A 14552-nucleotide genomic window follows, 5' to 3' on the forward strand; every position below is an offset into this window, starting at 1 on the left:
AAACATTCTCCATGATTCCTCCGTTCTTTGCTTGCGCTGATGCGTGTTCTCCGGCCCAGATGCGTCGCCGTCACCAAGAGCGCAAGCATCAGATGTTGACCTTCTGGCGCGACGGTCTGGAGCGTCAGCTGGCGGCGATCAATGCGGCCCTGAGCACCCTCGAGCGCCAAATGCAGGATTCCAGCGAGTCCTGAGCTCCTCCAGTCCAGCGTGAAGCCTGCGCCGGACCGTTGCGGAGCTGATCCCCAGCAGACCAGCGGTCCGGCGCAGGCTGTAGCCCTCCAAGACCACAAGCTCCACAACCTGACTGTGGCGTTGCTGGATCGACGCCAACCAGGACTGCGCCATTGCCCGTGGCAGCAACGGGTCTGTCTCGTCGTCCATGGCTGCGATCCCCTCACAGCGCTCAGGGTCAAGCCAATCGAGCCTCTCTAGCTGTTCGGCCTGCTGCAGGACACGCAAGGCTGTCTCACTCCAGCCCAGTCGGCGGCCTAAGCCCACTGTTGCTTGGTTGCCAGTAGCGGCCTCAATCTTGTTCAACTGCGCTAACCGATCCTGAACAGATCGGGGCAAGCGCACCAGCCGGCTGTTGTCCCTGAGGTGCCGAAGGATTGCGCCGCGGACAAAGGGCTTGGCATAGGCACCAAGGCTGCGGTCAGGTCCTGGCTGAAACCGCGCTGAGGCCCTGAGGAAACCGACCCAGCCAGCCTGGATCAAATCGTCGATTGGTTCCCTGCAGCGCTGGGCGTAGTGCCGTGCTGTTCCGAGGACAAGACCGCGATGCCGCTTAACTTCTGCGGCCTGCTCCCGCGTGGTGGGCATGGAAACAAGGTGTGCTTGCTTCAGCAAAACCTTGACCCGTCCCCCGCGTCGTCGGTGAATTCACCGAGGTTGAGCCACCGTTCGCAGCAGCTCCAAAGGACCATGGCGCTCGAGCCAATCCCGATCGGAGCCGTTCGTGAGCAGTAGGTAGCCAGCAAAACCAAGGGCATTCACGCTGAACCCCGCCGCGTGCTCCCTGGTGCGGGCCACGGTCATGAACCAGTCGGGGCTGATCAGCACGTTGTAGGGAGCTCCTGGCTGCTCGGACATCGACGGTTGCCCAAGACCCAAGCTCTCCGTTTGCTCGAGGTAGAGGCGCTCGAGTTCCACCGCCGCTTCAGCCCCAGCCGGTGCGGTCCGGTGACTCACGCGATAGCGCCAGGGCCAGGGATCCTCCAATCCAGCCAGTTGGGCCCGGATAGCGCTGTCGAGGGGACAACAGACCTCAGACGGCTCCCGCGGCAGCAGCTGCAGGTGGCGATGGGGCTGGCTCGCCCCGGCTTCGGGGCAACTATTGAAAAACCAAAGACCACTGGTGCAGGCGTCAACAGCAGCCAGTTGCCTCCAGTCGGCCTGCTCGAGCCAGCCGGCCTGCGGCCTCCACTGCTGCGTGATCAAGAGCAGGTGGCCCCGTTGAACGGGAAACTTGTTCAGCAGCAACAGGTGGCTGCTTCCGAGTCGTTCCACCTCCAGGCGCTGATCCCAGGGAAGAAAGGGATTTGGCTTGGGCCCCTCCCGGCGCAGATGTTTCGGTGTGGCCGATTCCAGTCGGCGAATGACGAATGGCTCGCAGCGCGCAAGGCCTTCCAAAGCGGTATCCAGCGGGATCAGCGCACCGTTGGCTTCAGCCACGTCGCTGCAGCGCAGCGCTGCTGTGCCGTAGCGCCCCAGAACGCCCATCTCCTTGACCAAGGCCAGATCTGATTAAAGCGCCACTCAGTCCTGACTGCAGACGCTCCAGTCGCCTGGAACATGCCCTGGAGGGCCGGCTGCGACTGAGCCTGACCAGAGGACATGGCCCAGACCACTAAGGCGCACGCGGTAACCCTCCTGGAGCTCACAGCGCATCCCGCCGCAGCGGGCCGAGGGCTGCCAGCCGTGAAGGGTGGACTTGCCGAGCTCATCGGCCCACCAGGGGGCGACGAGGGCATGGGCTGAACCTGTTACCGGATCCTCCTCAATGCCGAGGCCTGGGGCAAAGAAGCGCAGCTGGTAGTCGCAGGTCTGGCCAAAGAGCTCAGCGGAGCTCCCGGCCTGCATCACCACCAGACCTTGACGATCAGCCCCTTCGAGGCGCTCACTCACCCCCCGGAGCTCCCGCAGGATCAGCGCGCTGTCCACGAGTACGACGCGATAGCCCAAGTTCGAGCGCCAGTAGCCCAAGACGTCGCTGTCCAGAACCTGCCTCAGATAGCTCGGTGCCTGCTCATGGATGAGGGGTTCGCTGGGCAGCACCAGGGAGGCAGCTCCCCTCACCTGCGGATCAACGCGAACCGCTAAGCCACCGCTTCGGCTCGCCAGGCGGAGCTCGTCTCCTACTGGAACCAGGTTCCAGTGCTGCAGGGCGAGGGTTGCGGCCAACGTTGCATGCCCACAGAGGGGCACCTCACAGGTTGGTGTGAACCAGCGAATGCACCACTGCTGCCTGGGGTTCAGCCAAAGAAAGGCCGTCTCAGATTGCTTCAAACTGCCCGCCAGGGCCTGCATCCACTCTGGGCTGGCCGCCTCCTGCAGTTCCACCACCGCTGCGCCGTTGCCGCACAGGGGACCATCAGCAAATGCCTCGATCAGCAGAGCCCGCCGCGCCGTTGGATCGGAAGGAAGCTCAGGCATCCAGCGCTAGGCCTGCTCATCACGAAGGGACCGCTGCATTAAGGCATGAACCGCCTCTTGGGGGCTACTTCGGCCGTCTGCCGTACGCACCACCTGCTGGCAGATCGGTAGGGACCAGCCGTGGCGCTCGCCCAGTGCCGCAACAGCCTGGGCAGTCTTGAATCCCTCGACAGTGGCGCCAACGCTGGCTTGGGCTTCGCTGGCACTGGCCCCGCCCGCCAGGGCCAAACCAAAGCGGTAGTTCCGGCTGAGGGGGCTGTTCGCTGTTGCCAAGAGATCACCCAGACCCGCCAACCCGTAGAGGCTGCCCTGCTCTCCCCCCAGGTTCTGAATCACCAGTCCCATCTCCGCCATCCCCCGGCAGAGCAACGAGGCCTTGGCGTTAGCTCCGAGCTGCAAGCCATCGCAGATACCAGCCGCGATCGCCATCACGTTTTTAAGCGCACCCGCGAGTTCCACTCCAAGCGGATCTGCACTGGCATAAAGCCGCAGCTGATCGGAGCTGAGCTGCCGCTGCAGCTGCTGAACCCGATCGAGCTCCACCCCGGCCAAAACACTCGCCGCCGGGCAGCCCTGGGCCAATTCAGTCGCAAGGTTGGGACCACTCAGCACAAGAGGGTTGAGCTCGGGATTAGCGGCCTGCCAGATTTGACTTGCGGTGAGCTGGGTCTCGGGGTCGAGCCCCTTGCTACAGCTCAGCAGCGGCACTCGCAGGTCCCAGTCCCCAGCTAGGTCTGTGGCCAGCTGCTTGCTCCCTGCAAGGGAGACGGCCACCAGCACCAAATCGACAGCACGTATGGCTTCGAGAGGGGACCCTCCGCTGCGGCGGCTCCAAACCTTGATCTGGTGCCCCTGGCGGCTGAACAAATCAGAAAGGGTCTGCCCCCAAGCCCCAAGGCCCAGGACACCGATGCTGAGGGCGGTCACTGGTCCGCCGCGTGGGCCTGAAGCAGCTCGAGGGGAATCACGTCCAGGCTGGAGTCCTCACAAGCTGCGAGGCGGACGGGTGGGGCCATGCCGTCTTGGTAGGCCTCGAGCCAACGGGCTGCACAGACGCACCAGTGGTCACCGGGTTTGAGCCCGGGGAAGCCATAGGCGGGCATCGGGGTCGTCAAATCATTCCCCTGAGCCTTCGAGTAGCTGAGGAATTGTTCATTGACGACGCAACAGACGCTGTGACGCCCCAAATCCGCTGCGTTGGTGCGGCAGCTGCCGTCGCGAAACCAGCCAGTCATCGGGTCACATCCACACTCCTGCAACGGTTCTCCAAGAACGTTGAGGGACGTGGTCTCAGCTGCGTTCATCGTTGGGTTGTGCCCGGTTTCAGCCGGTGAATGACGTCAATTCTGACGAAGGAGTGGAACAAAACCGCCGGGGAGGTTGACGGGATCGGGGGGTAAGGCGTTAAAGGTCATTCAGCCAACCCCCCTACATGAGCTGGGACTTCACCGAAGACGGCGCCTTCCTGGCCCTTTGCGATGCCTTCAAGGAGAGCGGCGAGAGCTCTGCCATTGAGTTCTTGGCCAACGGCGAGGGCGCATTCCACTTCCAGGAGTTAGCTCAGAACGCGGCTGGAGAAGGTGTCGATCTATCGGACTCCTCTGACCTCGAGGAGTTCCAACAGGAAGTGATCGACACCATGGAAAATCTCTGCGGCTGATTCAGCCGTAGAAGAAGGCGACCTCTTTGTCCTTCAGGCCCTTCCAGCCAGCCGCCTTGAGGCGTGCATCGAGGGTCTGTTGGTCAAAGTGCTTCGAGCCGGTTTTAACCACACGGTTCCGCATTGATTTTTTGACGCCGCTGCGGGCCCGTTGACTCTCCAGATCCATCACCTCGTTGTAGAGGGCCAGCATCTCCTGAGGGATCGGGCTTCCATCGAGATCAATGCCTGAGGCGATTGCAGCATCGACGCCGCCAGGTCCGGCAATGGCCATCGGTCAAGGGTGAGGGGCCCTGACCCTAAGCGGAGAAATAGCGAGCCTGGCTGTGCAGGGCAACCAGAGCTGTGGTGCTCTGCTCGGGCTCCAGTTGGTCGCTCTCGTCCATGCTCAACCCAATGCGATCCGTACCCAGCCAGGTGAGCTGTTGACGGGAATCCGGGACGTTGGGGCAGGCGGGATAACCAAAGGAGTAGCGACTGCCGCGATAGCGCTGAGCTAAGACATCGCGCAGGGGCATGTCTGCGGAGTCCGGATAGCCCAGCTCGCTGCGAATGCGGGCATGGACCCATTCGGCCAAGGCCTCTGCCATTTGAACGCCAAGTCCATGGAAGTACAGGTAGTCGCTGTACTGATCGCCCTTGAAGAGCTCCTGGGCGAATTCGGTGGCCCGCTCACCCATGGTCACCGCCTGCATCGGCAGCACGTCTGTGGCCCCGGGGGCGAGGTCGCGATAGAAATCAGCGATGCAGTAGCGGTTGCCTGATCGCTGGCGCGGCAGCTCAAAGCGTCCGAGCTCCTGGTCGTGTTGCTCAGGGTTAAACACCACAAGGGCATTTCCATCACGGCCACAGGGGTAGTAGCCGTAGGCCACCCGAGGGCTCAGCAGGGCCTCATCGATGCAGCGCTGCTTCCAGTGGGCAAGGACCGGCTCAGCCTTCTCAGCGAGCATGGCCTCATAGTCCTCGCGGGACTGTCCTTGGGCCTTGCGCAGTTGCCATTGCCCGGCGAAGAGGGCATTGCGATCCAGGTAGGCGAAGACAGATTCGATGTCGATCGCGTCTTCCCGCAGGACCTGACTTCCCCAGAACGGAGGGGTGAGGGCTGGCTCTTCAGGGACGGCTTCGGAGCGTTCCGTTGAGACGGGAGTTAGCGCAGCGGGAGTCGATTCAGCCGCTGCCTTGCCGCCAGAGCCCTCTGGCTGACCGTCAGATTCGCCAGCATTGTCCAGACCAAGGCCCTCGGGAATCGCACCCAGGAACCCCTTGGCGTTGTCCCACTGCTCATCCGCTTTGGCGGTCACGAGGGCATCCATGAACCGCAGGTCAGCAAACGCATCGCGGCCGTAAATCACCTGACCGGCATAAACCTCACGGCAGTCCTTATTGACAAAGCGAGGGGTCAACGCAGCACCACCAAGGATCACAGGGACATTGATCCCTGCCTCATTGAACGCAGCCAAGTTGTCCTTCATGAAGGCCGTTGACTTGACCAACAACCCACTCATGGCAATGCAATCAGCGTTGTGCTTCTGCTGCGCCTCAATGATGGCCTCGACGGGCTGCTTAATGCCCAGGTTGATCACCTCGTAGCCGTTATTCGTAAGGATGATGTCAACGAGATTCTTGCCGATGTCATGGACATCGCCTTTGACAGTGGCAATCAAGAACTTCGCTTTCGCTGAACTCTCACCCTCCACCTTGTCCATTAATGGCTCCAGGAAAGCCACCGCAGACTTCATCGTCTCGGCACTCTGAAGCACAAAAGGCAACTGCATTTGGCCGGAGCCGAAGAGTTCACCTACCACCTTCATCCCATCAAGCAGGAAGGTGTTGATGATGTGCAGCGGTTTGTAGGTCTCAAGCGCAAGACGCAGGGCATCCTCAAGGCCAATGCGCTCGCCATCGATGATGTGCTGCTTGAGCCGCTCCTCAACCGGAAGGTCTGCCAAGGAGGGACCGGAGGCGCGGGCTTCCTTGGTGGACACGCCCTCGAACAGCGTGGTGAGCTCCGTCAGCGGGTCATAGACGCAGACGCCGTTCTCAAAGCGCCTGCGGTCATTGATCAGATCGCGGCAGACCTGCTGGTGCTCCTCACTGATCTTGATCAGGGGGAGGATTTTCGCAGGGCTCACGATGGCCGCATCCATGCCCGCCTCACAGCAGTCGTGCAGGAAGACGGAGTTCAGAACGATGCGAGCCGCAGGTGACAGGCCGAAACTGACGTTGCTGACACCGAGAACCACATGGACGCCCGGGAGGTTTTCGCGAATCATGCGAATCGCCTGGACGGTGGCGAGGCCGTTCTCACGGTCCTCTTCGATGCCCGTTGAGATGGGCAGCGCTAGAGGGTCGTAGAAGATTTCATGGGCTGGAATGCCGTATTCCAGGGCGTCCCGGTAAGCGCGTTGTGCGATGGCGAATTTGCGCTCTGCGCTGCGGGCCATCCCCTCCTCATCAATGGTGCCGACCACCACACCAGCGCCATAGTCACGCGCCAGTTCCAGCACTTTGAAAAAGCGCTCGTCACCGTCTTCGTAGTTGGTGGAGTTGAGGATGCACTTGCCACCGGCCACCTTCAGGCCAGCTTCCATCTTTTGCCACTCCGTGGAGTCGAGCATCAAGGGAAGGTTGACGTTGGTGACCAGACGGCTCACCAAGGCATGCATATCGGCCTCGCCATCGCGGCCGACGTAATCGACGTTGACATCGAGAACGTGGGCGTTCTCCTTGACCTGCCCCCGGGCGACGGAAACCAGACCATCCCAGTCCTCTTCAGCCAGCAACTCCCGGACCTTCTTGGAGCCACTGGCATTCAGCCGTTCACCAATGATCAGGAAGGAGTTGTCCTGCAGATAGGGGGTAACGCCGTAGATCGAACTGGCTGAGGGTTCGTACTGCAGGGCTGGCCGTGGAGCATCAGCATCCGGCTCAGTGCTTCCACGCACGCTGCGTTCTGCAGGTTGCAGTTCAGAAGCGAGCTCCGCCAGGGCCGCAATGTGGGCCGGAGTCGTGCCGCAGCAGCCACCGATCACCTGGACACCCAGGTCCTCGACGAAGTGCATCAGCTGCATCTTCATCTCTGTGGGCGTGAGACGGTAGTGCGCCACACCGCCAATGTTCTCGGGTAATCCCGCGTTGGGGATACAGCTGACGACGAAGGGGCTATGGGCCGAGAGGTAGCGGACGTGCTCCTTCATCTGCTCGGGGCCGGTCGCGCAGTTCAGGCCGAGAACATCGATCGGAAAGGGCTCAAGGATTGCCACGACAGCGGCAATATCCGAGCCCACCAGCATCGTGCCGGTGGTCTCCATGGTCACGCTGACCATCAGGGGACGCCGTTCACCTGTTTTGGCAAAGGCCTGTTCAATGCCCTGGAGGGCCGCCTTGATTTGCAGGACGTCCTGACAGGTTTCAACGATGAACAGGTCGACATCTCCTGCGATCAGGCCCTCGGCCTGCTCCGCAAAGGAGTCGCGCATCTCATCGAAGCCAATGTGCCCAAGGGTTGGCAGCTTCGTCGTCGGACCCATCGATCCGGCCACAAACCTGGGCTTCTCAGGCGTTGAGTAGGCCGCCGCCATTTCACGGGCAAGCTCCGCGGCCCGCTTGTTGAGCTCAAAGGCCTTGTCTTGGATGTCGTACTCGGCCAAGACCGTTGAGGTCGCCCCGAAGGTGTCGGTCTCGATCACATCGCAGCCGGCTTCGAGAAACTGACGATGCACCGCCTGGACGGCATCCGGGCGCGTGAACACCAGGTTTTCGTTGCAACCCTCGAGGGCCAGGCCGCCGAAGTCATCAGCAGTCAGATCCATCTGCTGCAACGACGTTCCCGTTGCGCCGTCAAACACCAGCACTGGCCGCGCAGGGCTGTGCAGGCGTTCAAGGAAACCGATGCGTTGTGTGGCGAGCATCAACCGATCAACCGTCCAGGCGAATGCGCGTAACCCAATGGTCAAAGGCGGGATCACGCCCTTCGGTGATGGCGCTCAGGCGCTCGCGAATGGCGGTCATCACCGGACGCTCAGCACTGAGTTCAGTGGTTTCCACACGACGAATCGGCGTGACCTTGGCGGCTGTACCGCTGAGGAAGACTTCATCGGCAATGAATAACTCGCTCTTGTCGACGGGACGCTCCAAGGTGGGGATCCCCATCGCCTTAGCCAGCTCCAGAACACTGGATCGTGTGATGCCCTCAAGAATGTCCTGATCGACACCTGGTGTGATCAGGACACCATCGCGAACGAGGAACAGATTCATGCCGCTGGCCTCGCTGACCTTGCCGCGGCTGTTGAGCAGCAGAGCCTCATCAAAACCGCTCTTGACGGCCTCTGTTTTGGCGAGTGAACTGGTGATGTAGGCGCCGCTGATCTTGCCGCGAAGGGGCAGGGAGCGATCTTCTTGGCGGGTCCAGGAGCTAATCCGGCAGCTCACCCCCTCAGGGGAGAGATAGTCACCGAGCTCAAGGCCGTAGATCAGGAAATCGGTCTCAATGTTGTGCAGCCTCGGGGCAATCCCCAGGTCACTTGTGTAGACGAAAGGACGCAGATAGACCGGGCAGGTGGGGCGATTGGCGCACAGGAACTGATGGATCGCGCTGTGGATCGTGTCTTCGCTGAGCTCTGTCAGTAGGAGACGCGCGCTCTGACTTAATCGGCGGGCGTGGCGGTCGGCCCGGAACAGAAGAATCTCGTTGGCATCGGCCGGATTGGGGATCGCCCGCATTCCGCCAAACGCACCGGTCCCGTAGTGCAGGGCATGGGTCGCCACCGACAGCGTGGCCTCCGCAAAGGGCACACACTTGCCACCGAACCAGGCGAAGGGCAGGAACTGATGCATGGGGTCGGTGGGGGCGGCCACAGCTGCAGACGATCCTCTCACTGCTGGGTGCCCAAGCGCGAGTGCTGAACCAGCAAGATGGAGCAATGCACCGTCTTGCGGCTGTCCCTGGTAGCCACAGCCCTGATGACGGGGTGACCTACGTGGAGCAACCCGGGGCGGAGCTGGTGTTCCTCTCCAGCGCCGACACCGACTTGGCTGCCCTGTCGGCCTGCCTGGATCAGCACAGTTGTCCGGCAGGAGCGGCTCGCCAGATCCAAGGTCTCAACCTGGCCAGCCTGCAGCACCCAGCGGTTCTCGATCACTACATCCGCACCAGCCTTGGCGGCACGCAGCTGGTGTTGATCCGACTGCTTGGCGGACGCGGGCACTGGAGTTATGGCCTCGAGCAGTTCCGGCAGTGGGCCTCTGCAGACTCCAAACGAGCGCTGGTCGTTCTGGCCGGGACCGCCGATGAGGACGAGGCCCTTGCCAGCCTCAGCAGCGTTCCCGCTGCACTCGCCACAGCAAGCAGCCGCTGCCTCCGGGAAGGGGGTACATCCAATCTTCTGGAGGTCCTGGGCTCCCTTGGCCACTGGCTCGATCACGGCCAGCTGCAGCTCCCCCAAGTCCACGCCGTTGAGGACCCGAAAGCCCACGACTGGCGTGACGATCTCGGACCGCGTGTCGGTGTCATCCTCTACCGGGCGCTCCTGCAGTCCGGTGATTTGGCCTTGCCCGAGGCCCTGCTCGACTCCCTCAGAACACAGGGGCTCGCCCCGCGGGCTCTCTGGGTCAGCAGCCTCAGGGACCCAGGGGTCCAGCGAGGAACCCTGGATCTGCTCCAGCGCGAACAGGTGGCGGCTGTGGTCTGCACCACCTCCTTCGCCTCGGTGCAGTTCGCTGAAGCAGGGCTCGGTGCCCCGCTGTGGGACGCGCTCGGTGTTCCTGTCTTCCAGCTGCTCTGCAGCACCCAAACGCAGGAGGCTTGCAGCGCCAGTCCAGTTGGTCTGTCCTCCCTGGATCTGACCCTGCAGGTGGCGATGCCGGAGCTCGACGGGCGCATCAGCACACGCGTTGGCGCCTTTAAGGAGCTGACCAGAGCTGATTCGCGCTTGGCCACAGCTCTGCATCGCTACTTACCGGAGCGGGAGCGGCTCGATTGGGTTGCGCAATTGGTGCAGCGCTGGTGCAGCCTGCGCGAGACCCCGGCGTCCGATCGCCGTCTGGCCTTGGTGCTGGCGAACTATCCAACCCGCAATGCGCGATTAGCCAACGGCGTCGGGCTCGACACCCCAGCCAGCGCTGCGGCGATGCTGCATTGGCTGAAGCAAGCGGGCTATGGACTACCGGAGCAGCTTCCAAGCGACGGAGACGGCCTGATTCAGGCGTTGCTCGCCGGACGGACGAATGACCCTGAAAGCACCCACCTGAAGGCCCTGGATCACCTTCCCCTTGCCGATTACCTGGCTTGGTTTGACGGAATCCCCGCAGCAGCTCGCAGCCGCCTGGAAGCCCAGTGGGGTGCACCAGAACAGGATCCGTCGCTGGAGAAGGAGGGCTACCCCATCCATGGCCTGCAATACGGCCATGTGGTGGTGATGATCCAGCCGTCCCGGGGTTACGAGAGGGACCCAAGCCTCAGCTACCACTCCCCGGATCTGGTGCCGACCCACCACTACCTGGCCCACTACCTCTGGCTGAACCAATCCGCAGCGGTCCAGCTGATCTGCCATGTGGGCAAGCATGGCAACCTCGAGTGGCTTCCTGGAAAGGGACTTGGACTCTCGCCGGGCTGCTTCCCGGAACTGGCCTTTGGCCCGATCCCCCACCTCTATCCGTTCATCGTCAATGACCCGGGTGAGGGCTCCCAGGCCAAGCGCCGTGCCCAGGCGGTCATCCTCGATCACCTCACCCCACCTCTTGGTCGTGCAGGACTCCATGGCGACTTGCGGGAACTCGAGGCTCTGATTGATGAGTATTGGGAATCCGTACAGCTAGGCAGTGCTCGGAGTGAGACGCTCCGCAGCGCGATCCTGACGCAACTGAGCCGCAGCGAACTCAGCGACGTCTTGGCCGCGGGCGACGCTGCGGATCCCCTCGATGCCGCCGACGGCTACCTCTGTGAACTCAAGGAAGCCCAGATCCGAACCGGTCTGCATCGCTTCGGCTCCCTTCCTGAGACGGAGGCCCTCGCTGAACTGCTGGCCTGTCTGGCCCGTCCCCCCCAGGAGGGTGGTCTCGGTCTAACCCAGGCCCTTGCCCTCGATGCGGCCTTGCAGCTGGACCCCTGGAGTGACCCAGAAGAATCCCCCCTCGAGCCCGTCGATCAGCAGCGGCTACTCGCCCTCGGCCTCAGACACCCCAGGGTCTGCGGGGATGCCATCGCCTGGCTTGAAGATCAGGCGCTTGATCTCTGCCGCTCACTTCTGGGCGAAGTGCACAGCCACGAGGCCGTCGGGCAACACACCGAGCAGGTGCTGGAGCGTCTTGGCCAACGGCTCGTGCCGAATCTGCTTGGCTGCGGTGAGGCCGAGCGCACGGCCTTTCTGCGTGGTGTAGCAGGTGATCGGATCGCGGCGGGGCCCTCCGGTGCCCCCACCCGTGGACGGCCGGATCTTTTACCGACGGGCCGCAATTTCTACAGCGTTGATTTGCGCGGGCTGCCGACGGAAGCAGCCTGGGACCTGGGTCGACGTAGCGCAGAACTCCTGCTCGATCAGCATTTGATGGAGGAGGGGGAGCCCCTTCGCCATCTCGCCCTGTCGGTCTGGGGCACCAGCACGATGCGCAATGGCGGTGAGGACATTGGCCAGGCCCTGGCCTTGCTGGGCGTCCGCCCGCTCTGGGATGGACCCAGTCGCCGGCTGGTGGACCTGGAGTTGATTCCCCTGTCGGCCTTAGGTCGGCCCCGGGTGGATGTGACCCTGCGGATCTCAGGACTCTTCCGAGACGCCTTTCCCCAGCTTGTGGCGTGGGTCAACCGCGCCACGGCTCTGGTGGCTGCAGCCGATGAATCGGCTGAGGAGAACCCACTCGCGCAAGCCGCGCAAAGGGATGGTCATGCCTGGCGGGTCTATGGCTCAGCCCCTGGGGCCTATGGAGCGGGCCTTCAAGGTCTGATCGACAGTGGTGACTGGGAGGGGCGTGGTGATCTGGCCGAGGCCTACCTGAATTGGGGCAGCTGGCGCTACGAGGGTGATGGCACTGGTGCCCTGCGCATTGCCTCCGACCGGGATGGTTTTCAGCAGCGCCTCTCGTCAGTCCAGGTCGTGCTGCAAAACCAGGACAACCGTGAGCATGACCTTCTGGATTCCGATGACTATTACCAGTTCCAGGGCGGGCTGAGTGCTGCGGTCGAGTCCGTTCGTGGTGTCGCACCAGCGGTTTGGTTCGGGGACCATTCACGCCATCAGCGTCCTCGCATTCATCGCCTGGAGAAGGAGTTCGACAAGGTGCTGCGCTCCCGCGTTCTCAATCCGCGCTGGATTGAAGGCATGCAACAGCACGGCTACAAGGGTGGCTTCGAGATGGCCGCCAGCCTCGATTACCTCTTCGCCTACGACGCGAGCACCGGTCGGGTTCCCGACTGGAGCTACGGCTCAATCTGCCAGCAGTGGCTTGAATCTCCCGAGGTTTTGGAGTTCCTGAAAACCAACAACCCTTGGGCCCTACGGGACATGGGCGAACGCCTGCTTGAGGCCCATCACCGCGGGCTCTGGAGCGGGGCACAAAAAAACCAGCTCGCGCATCTGCGTGAGCTGGTCTTGAATGCGGAGGCGCTGATCGAGGGTTAGAGGTCCTTGACCCAGCCCTTGAAGGCACCAATGTCCCCGGGCTTCGACGTGGATGCAGGGGTGCTGGGCTGGGCTTGATCCTGCTGAGCTTTCTCTTGCTGCTTCTGGGCGTTGATGGCGGCAGGGCCACCGGGGACGTTCACGCCGACGGAGGAACCACGCTTGCGCTCGTCCAGCTCGGCCTGGCTCATCGGCTCGCAGAACGTCTTCTTGACTTCCTTCGGGATGCCACCCGTCAGATCGGTCTGCACCTCAGGTTTTTTCGGGTCACCAAGCCCATCAGATTTGATGACACGACGGGCCGTCATCGAGGCGACCTCGTCAACGATTTCCTTGCTCCCAGGGCTGGCAGCGGTGCCGGGGAAGGTGCGACGGATCGTGTTCGACTGACGCATGAAGTCGACATTCCCCATGCTGCTGGAGGAATCGGCGTCGAGGAAGAACGCTTCCTCCTTCTTCTTCGCTGGCTCCCGCTTGGTCAGGGGAGACTGCGACTGGTTATTGCCGAGCAGGCGATCAAACAGGCCCATCGCAAGGGTTCAGGATCTCCGGAAACCCTAGCGGCCACAAAGCTCGAACCCATGGGTATCGGTACCGCAACTTCGCAGAAGTGCGTGTTTGGTCAGAAGTTCTGAGACCGAGTCGCACACCAACGGCGTCGGACGCCATTGCGGCTGCATGTCGTAGTCGTAGTAGGCCTCGGCCCCATCGAACCCCAGATCTGCGGCCGCGGGGATCAATCGCTGAAACGGCAGTCGATACCGGCCGGGGTGGGCCAGCAACGCCAATCCCCCAGCGGAATGGAGCCGGCGCCTGACCTCGCTGGCCTTCAGCGCTTCCCCGATCGGAGCTTGGCCCTGGCGATAGGGCTCCAGCGCAGGGTGTTCGGGATCAAAACCAAGACCGAGGACATGAACAAGGCAGCCCTCCAGCAGGCAGCTGATCTCGATGCCACTCCAGAGTTGGGGCGGGCTCATCCCGCTCTCCAGCTGCTGCTCAAACCAGCGCTGGATTGCCAAAAAAGCAGCTGTGCTGTGGTGATCGGTGACCGCCAAATGCTCCAGGCCGATGGAGAGGGCCTGCTGGGCCAAGGCCTCAGGCGCGAGGCTGCCATCGCTGTTTGTGGTGTGGCAGTGGAAATTCAGCCGCGTTGGGCAGCATTCAGCCGTGACGGATTGCAGGACCGGAACCAGGGGATGGCGCACTAGCTAGCTGCGGCGGCTTCCTTCTCGGCCCGGAGGCGGCGCCAGCGGGCATAGAACTGAATGGAGGCGGCCATGAAGACCACCAGGGCCACGATGAACCAGGTGGCGGCTCCGGTTGGGAACTGGTTCTTGAAGACCACCAGCATCACAACGATCACCAACAGCAAGGTCGGCAGCTCATTGAGGGCCCGCAGTTGTTTGGGACTCCAGCCGCAGCTTCCCTGTTGCAGCTGCCCCATCAGGCGATAACAAAAGAAGTGATAGGCCAGCAGGGCCGCGACAAAGGCCAACTTGGCGTGCATCCATCCCTGCTGAAGCCAGGCAGGGTTTGCCACCAACAGGCCAATCGCCATCGAGACAGCCACCACCATTCCCGGTGTGGTGATGATGTTGGCCAGACGCTTTTCCATCAGCCCGTAC

The 14552-nt window shown here is 62.4% G+C and carries 14 protein-coding genes; 3 read left to right on the top strand and 11 right to left on the bottom strand.

The genetic code is table 11. From position 1 onward, the window contains the following. The first annotated feature begins 59 nt into the window (after positions 1–59). Entirely contained in the window at positions 60–194 is a 135-nt protein-coding gene (locus CB0205_RS15445; protein ID WP_363155472.1) for a hypothetical protein, read from the top strand. Here the strand turns inward: CB0205_RS15445 and CB0205_RS16745 are convergent. Genes CB0205_RS16745 through CB0205_RS0110125 form a run of 5 tightly spaced genes read right to left on the bottom strand, consistent with a single transcriptional unit; the run spans position 139 to position 3959 of the window. Next, positions 139–822 (bottom strand): sigma-70 family RNA polymerase sigma factor, encoded by a 684-nt coding sequence (locus CB0205_RS16745; RefSeq protein WP_010316996.1) that lies wholly within the window; start codon positions 820–822, stop codon positions 139–141. The two genes, CB0205_RS15445 and CB0205_RS16745, sit on opposite strands and share 56 nt — an antisense overlap. 60 nt (positions 823–882) lie before the next feature. Beyond that, complete coding sequence (locus tag CB0205_RS0110110) at positions 883–1722, bottom strand: ATP adenylyltransferase (protein WP_043705918.1); 840 nt, start codon at positions 1720–1722, stop codon at positions 883–885. A gap of 36 nt (positions 1723–1758) precedes the next feature. Beyond that, positions 1759–2655, bottom strand: coding sequence for a PhzF family phenazine biosynthesis protein (locus CB0205_RS0110115; RefSeq protein ID WP_010316998.1), 897 nt, complete (start codon positions 2653–2655; stop codon positions 1759–1761). 6 nt (positions 2656–2661) lie between these two features. Next, positions 2662–3582 (bottom strand): NAD(P)H-dependent glycerol-3-phosphate dehydrogenase, encoded by a 921-nt coding sequence (locus CB0205_RS0110120; RefSeq protein WP_010317000.1) that lies wholly within the window; start codon positions 3580–3582, stop codon positions 2662–2664. Further along, positions 3579–3959: a DUF2237 family protein gene (locus tag CB0205_RS0110125; protein WP_029626305.1), complete on the bottom strand. Its 381-nt coding sequence runs from the start codon at positions 3957–3959 to the stop codon at positions 3579–3581. Before CB0205_RS0110125 ends, CB0205_RS0110120 begins: the two co-directional genes overlap by 4 nt. 128 nt (positions 3960–4087) lie before the next feature. Here CB0205_RS0110125 and CB0205_RS0110130 point away from each other — a divergent pair, with 128 nt between their 5' ends. Further along, complete coding sequence (locus CB0205_RS0110130) at positions 4088–4315, top strand: hypothetical protein (RefSeq protein ID WP_010317004.1); 228 nt, start codon at positions 4088–4090, stop codon at positions 4313–4315. A 1-nt stretch (position 4316) separates the two neighbouring features. On the opposite strand, the gene CB0205_RS0110135 is transcribed toward CB0205_RS0110130, so the two are convergent. From CB0205_RS0110135 to CB0205_RS0110145, 3 genes are read right to left on the bottom strand one after another with little or no spacing between them, the layout of a single operon-like run. Further along, positions 4317–4589: a DUF4090 family protein gene (locus tag CB0205_RS0110135; protein ID WP_010317006.1), complete on the bottom strand. Its 273-nt coding sequence runs from the start codon at positions 4587–4589 to the stop codon at positions 4317–4319. 25 nt (positions 4590–4614) lie between these two features. Then, positions 4615–8226, bottom strand: a complete 3612-nt coding sequence (gene metH / locus CB0205_RS0110140) for a methionine synthase (protein ID WP_010317008.1) — start codon at positions 8224–8226, stop codon at positions 4615–4617. Between the two features lie 7 nt (positions 8227–8233). Next, positions 8234–9151, bottom strand: coding sequence for a branched-chain amino acid transaminase (locus tag CB0205_RS0110145; RefSeq protein ID WP_010317010.1), 918 nt, complete (start codon positions 9149–9151; stop codon positions 8234–8236). A gap of 86 nt (positions 9152–9237) precedes the next feature. Between CB0205_RS0110145 and cobN the strand changes: the two genes are divergently transcribed. Then, entirely contained in the window at positions 9238–12927 is a 3690-nt protein-coding gene (cobN, locus tag CB0205_RS0110150; RefSeq protein ID WP_010317012.1) for a cobaltochelatase subunit CobN, read from the top strand. Here the strand turns inward: cobN and CB0205_RS0110155 are convergent. The 3 genes from CB0205_RS0110155 to CB0205_RS0110165 form a co-directional block, all read right to left on the bottom strand. Then, a complete protein-coding gene (locus tag CB0205_RS0110155; RefSeq protein ID WP_010317014.1) occupies positions 12924–13457 on the bottom strand; it encodes a hypothetical protein in 534 nt (177 codons plus the stop codon). The genes cobN and CB0205_RS0110155 overlap by 4 nt on opposite strands. A gap of 27 nt (positions 13458–13484) precedes the next feature. Beyond that, the gene (locus tag CB0205_RS0110160) at positions 13485–14132 is read right to left on the bottom strand and encodes a PHP domain-containing protein (RefSeq protein WP_010317015.1); all 648 of its coding nucleotides are present in this window, start codon (positions 14130–14132) and stop codon (positions 13485–13487) included. Continuing rightward, positions 14132–14552: CopD family protein (locus CB0205_RS0110165; protein WP_010317017.1), on the bottom strand; the 421-nt coding region annotated here is incomplete at its 5' end. The genes CB0205_RS0110165 and CB0205_RS0110160, both read right to left, overlap by 1 nt.

It is taken from the genome of Synechococcus sp. CB0205 (genome assembly GCF_000179255.1).
Taxonomy (GTDB): Bacteria; Cyanobacteriota; Cyanobacteriia; order PCC-6307; family Cyanobiaceae; genus Vulcanococcus.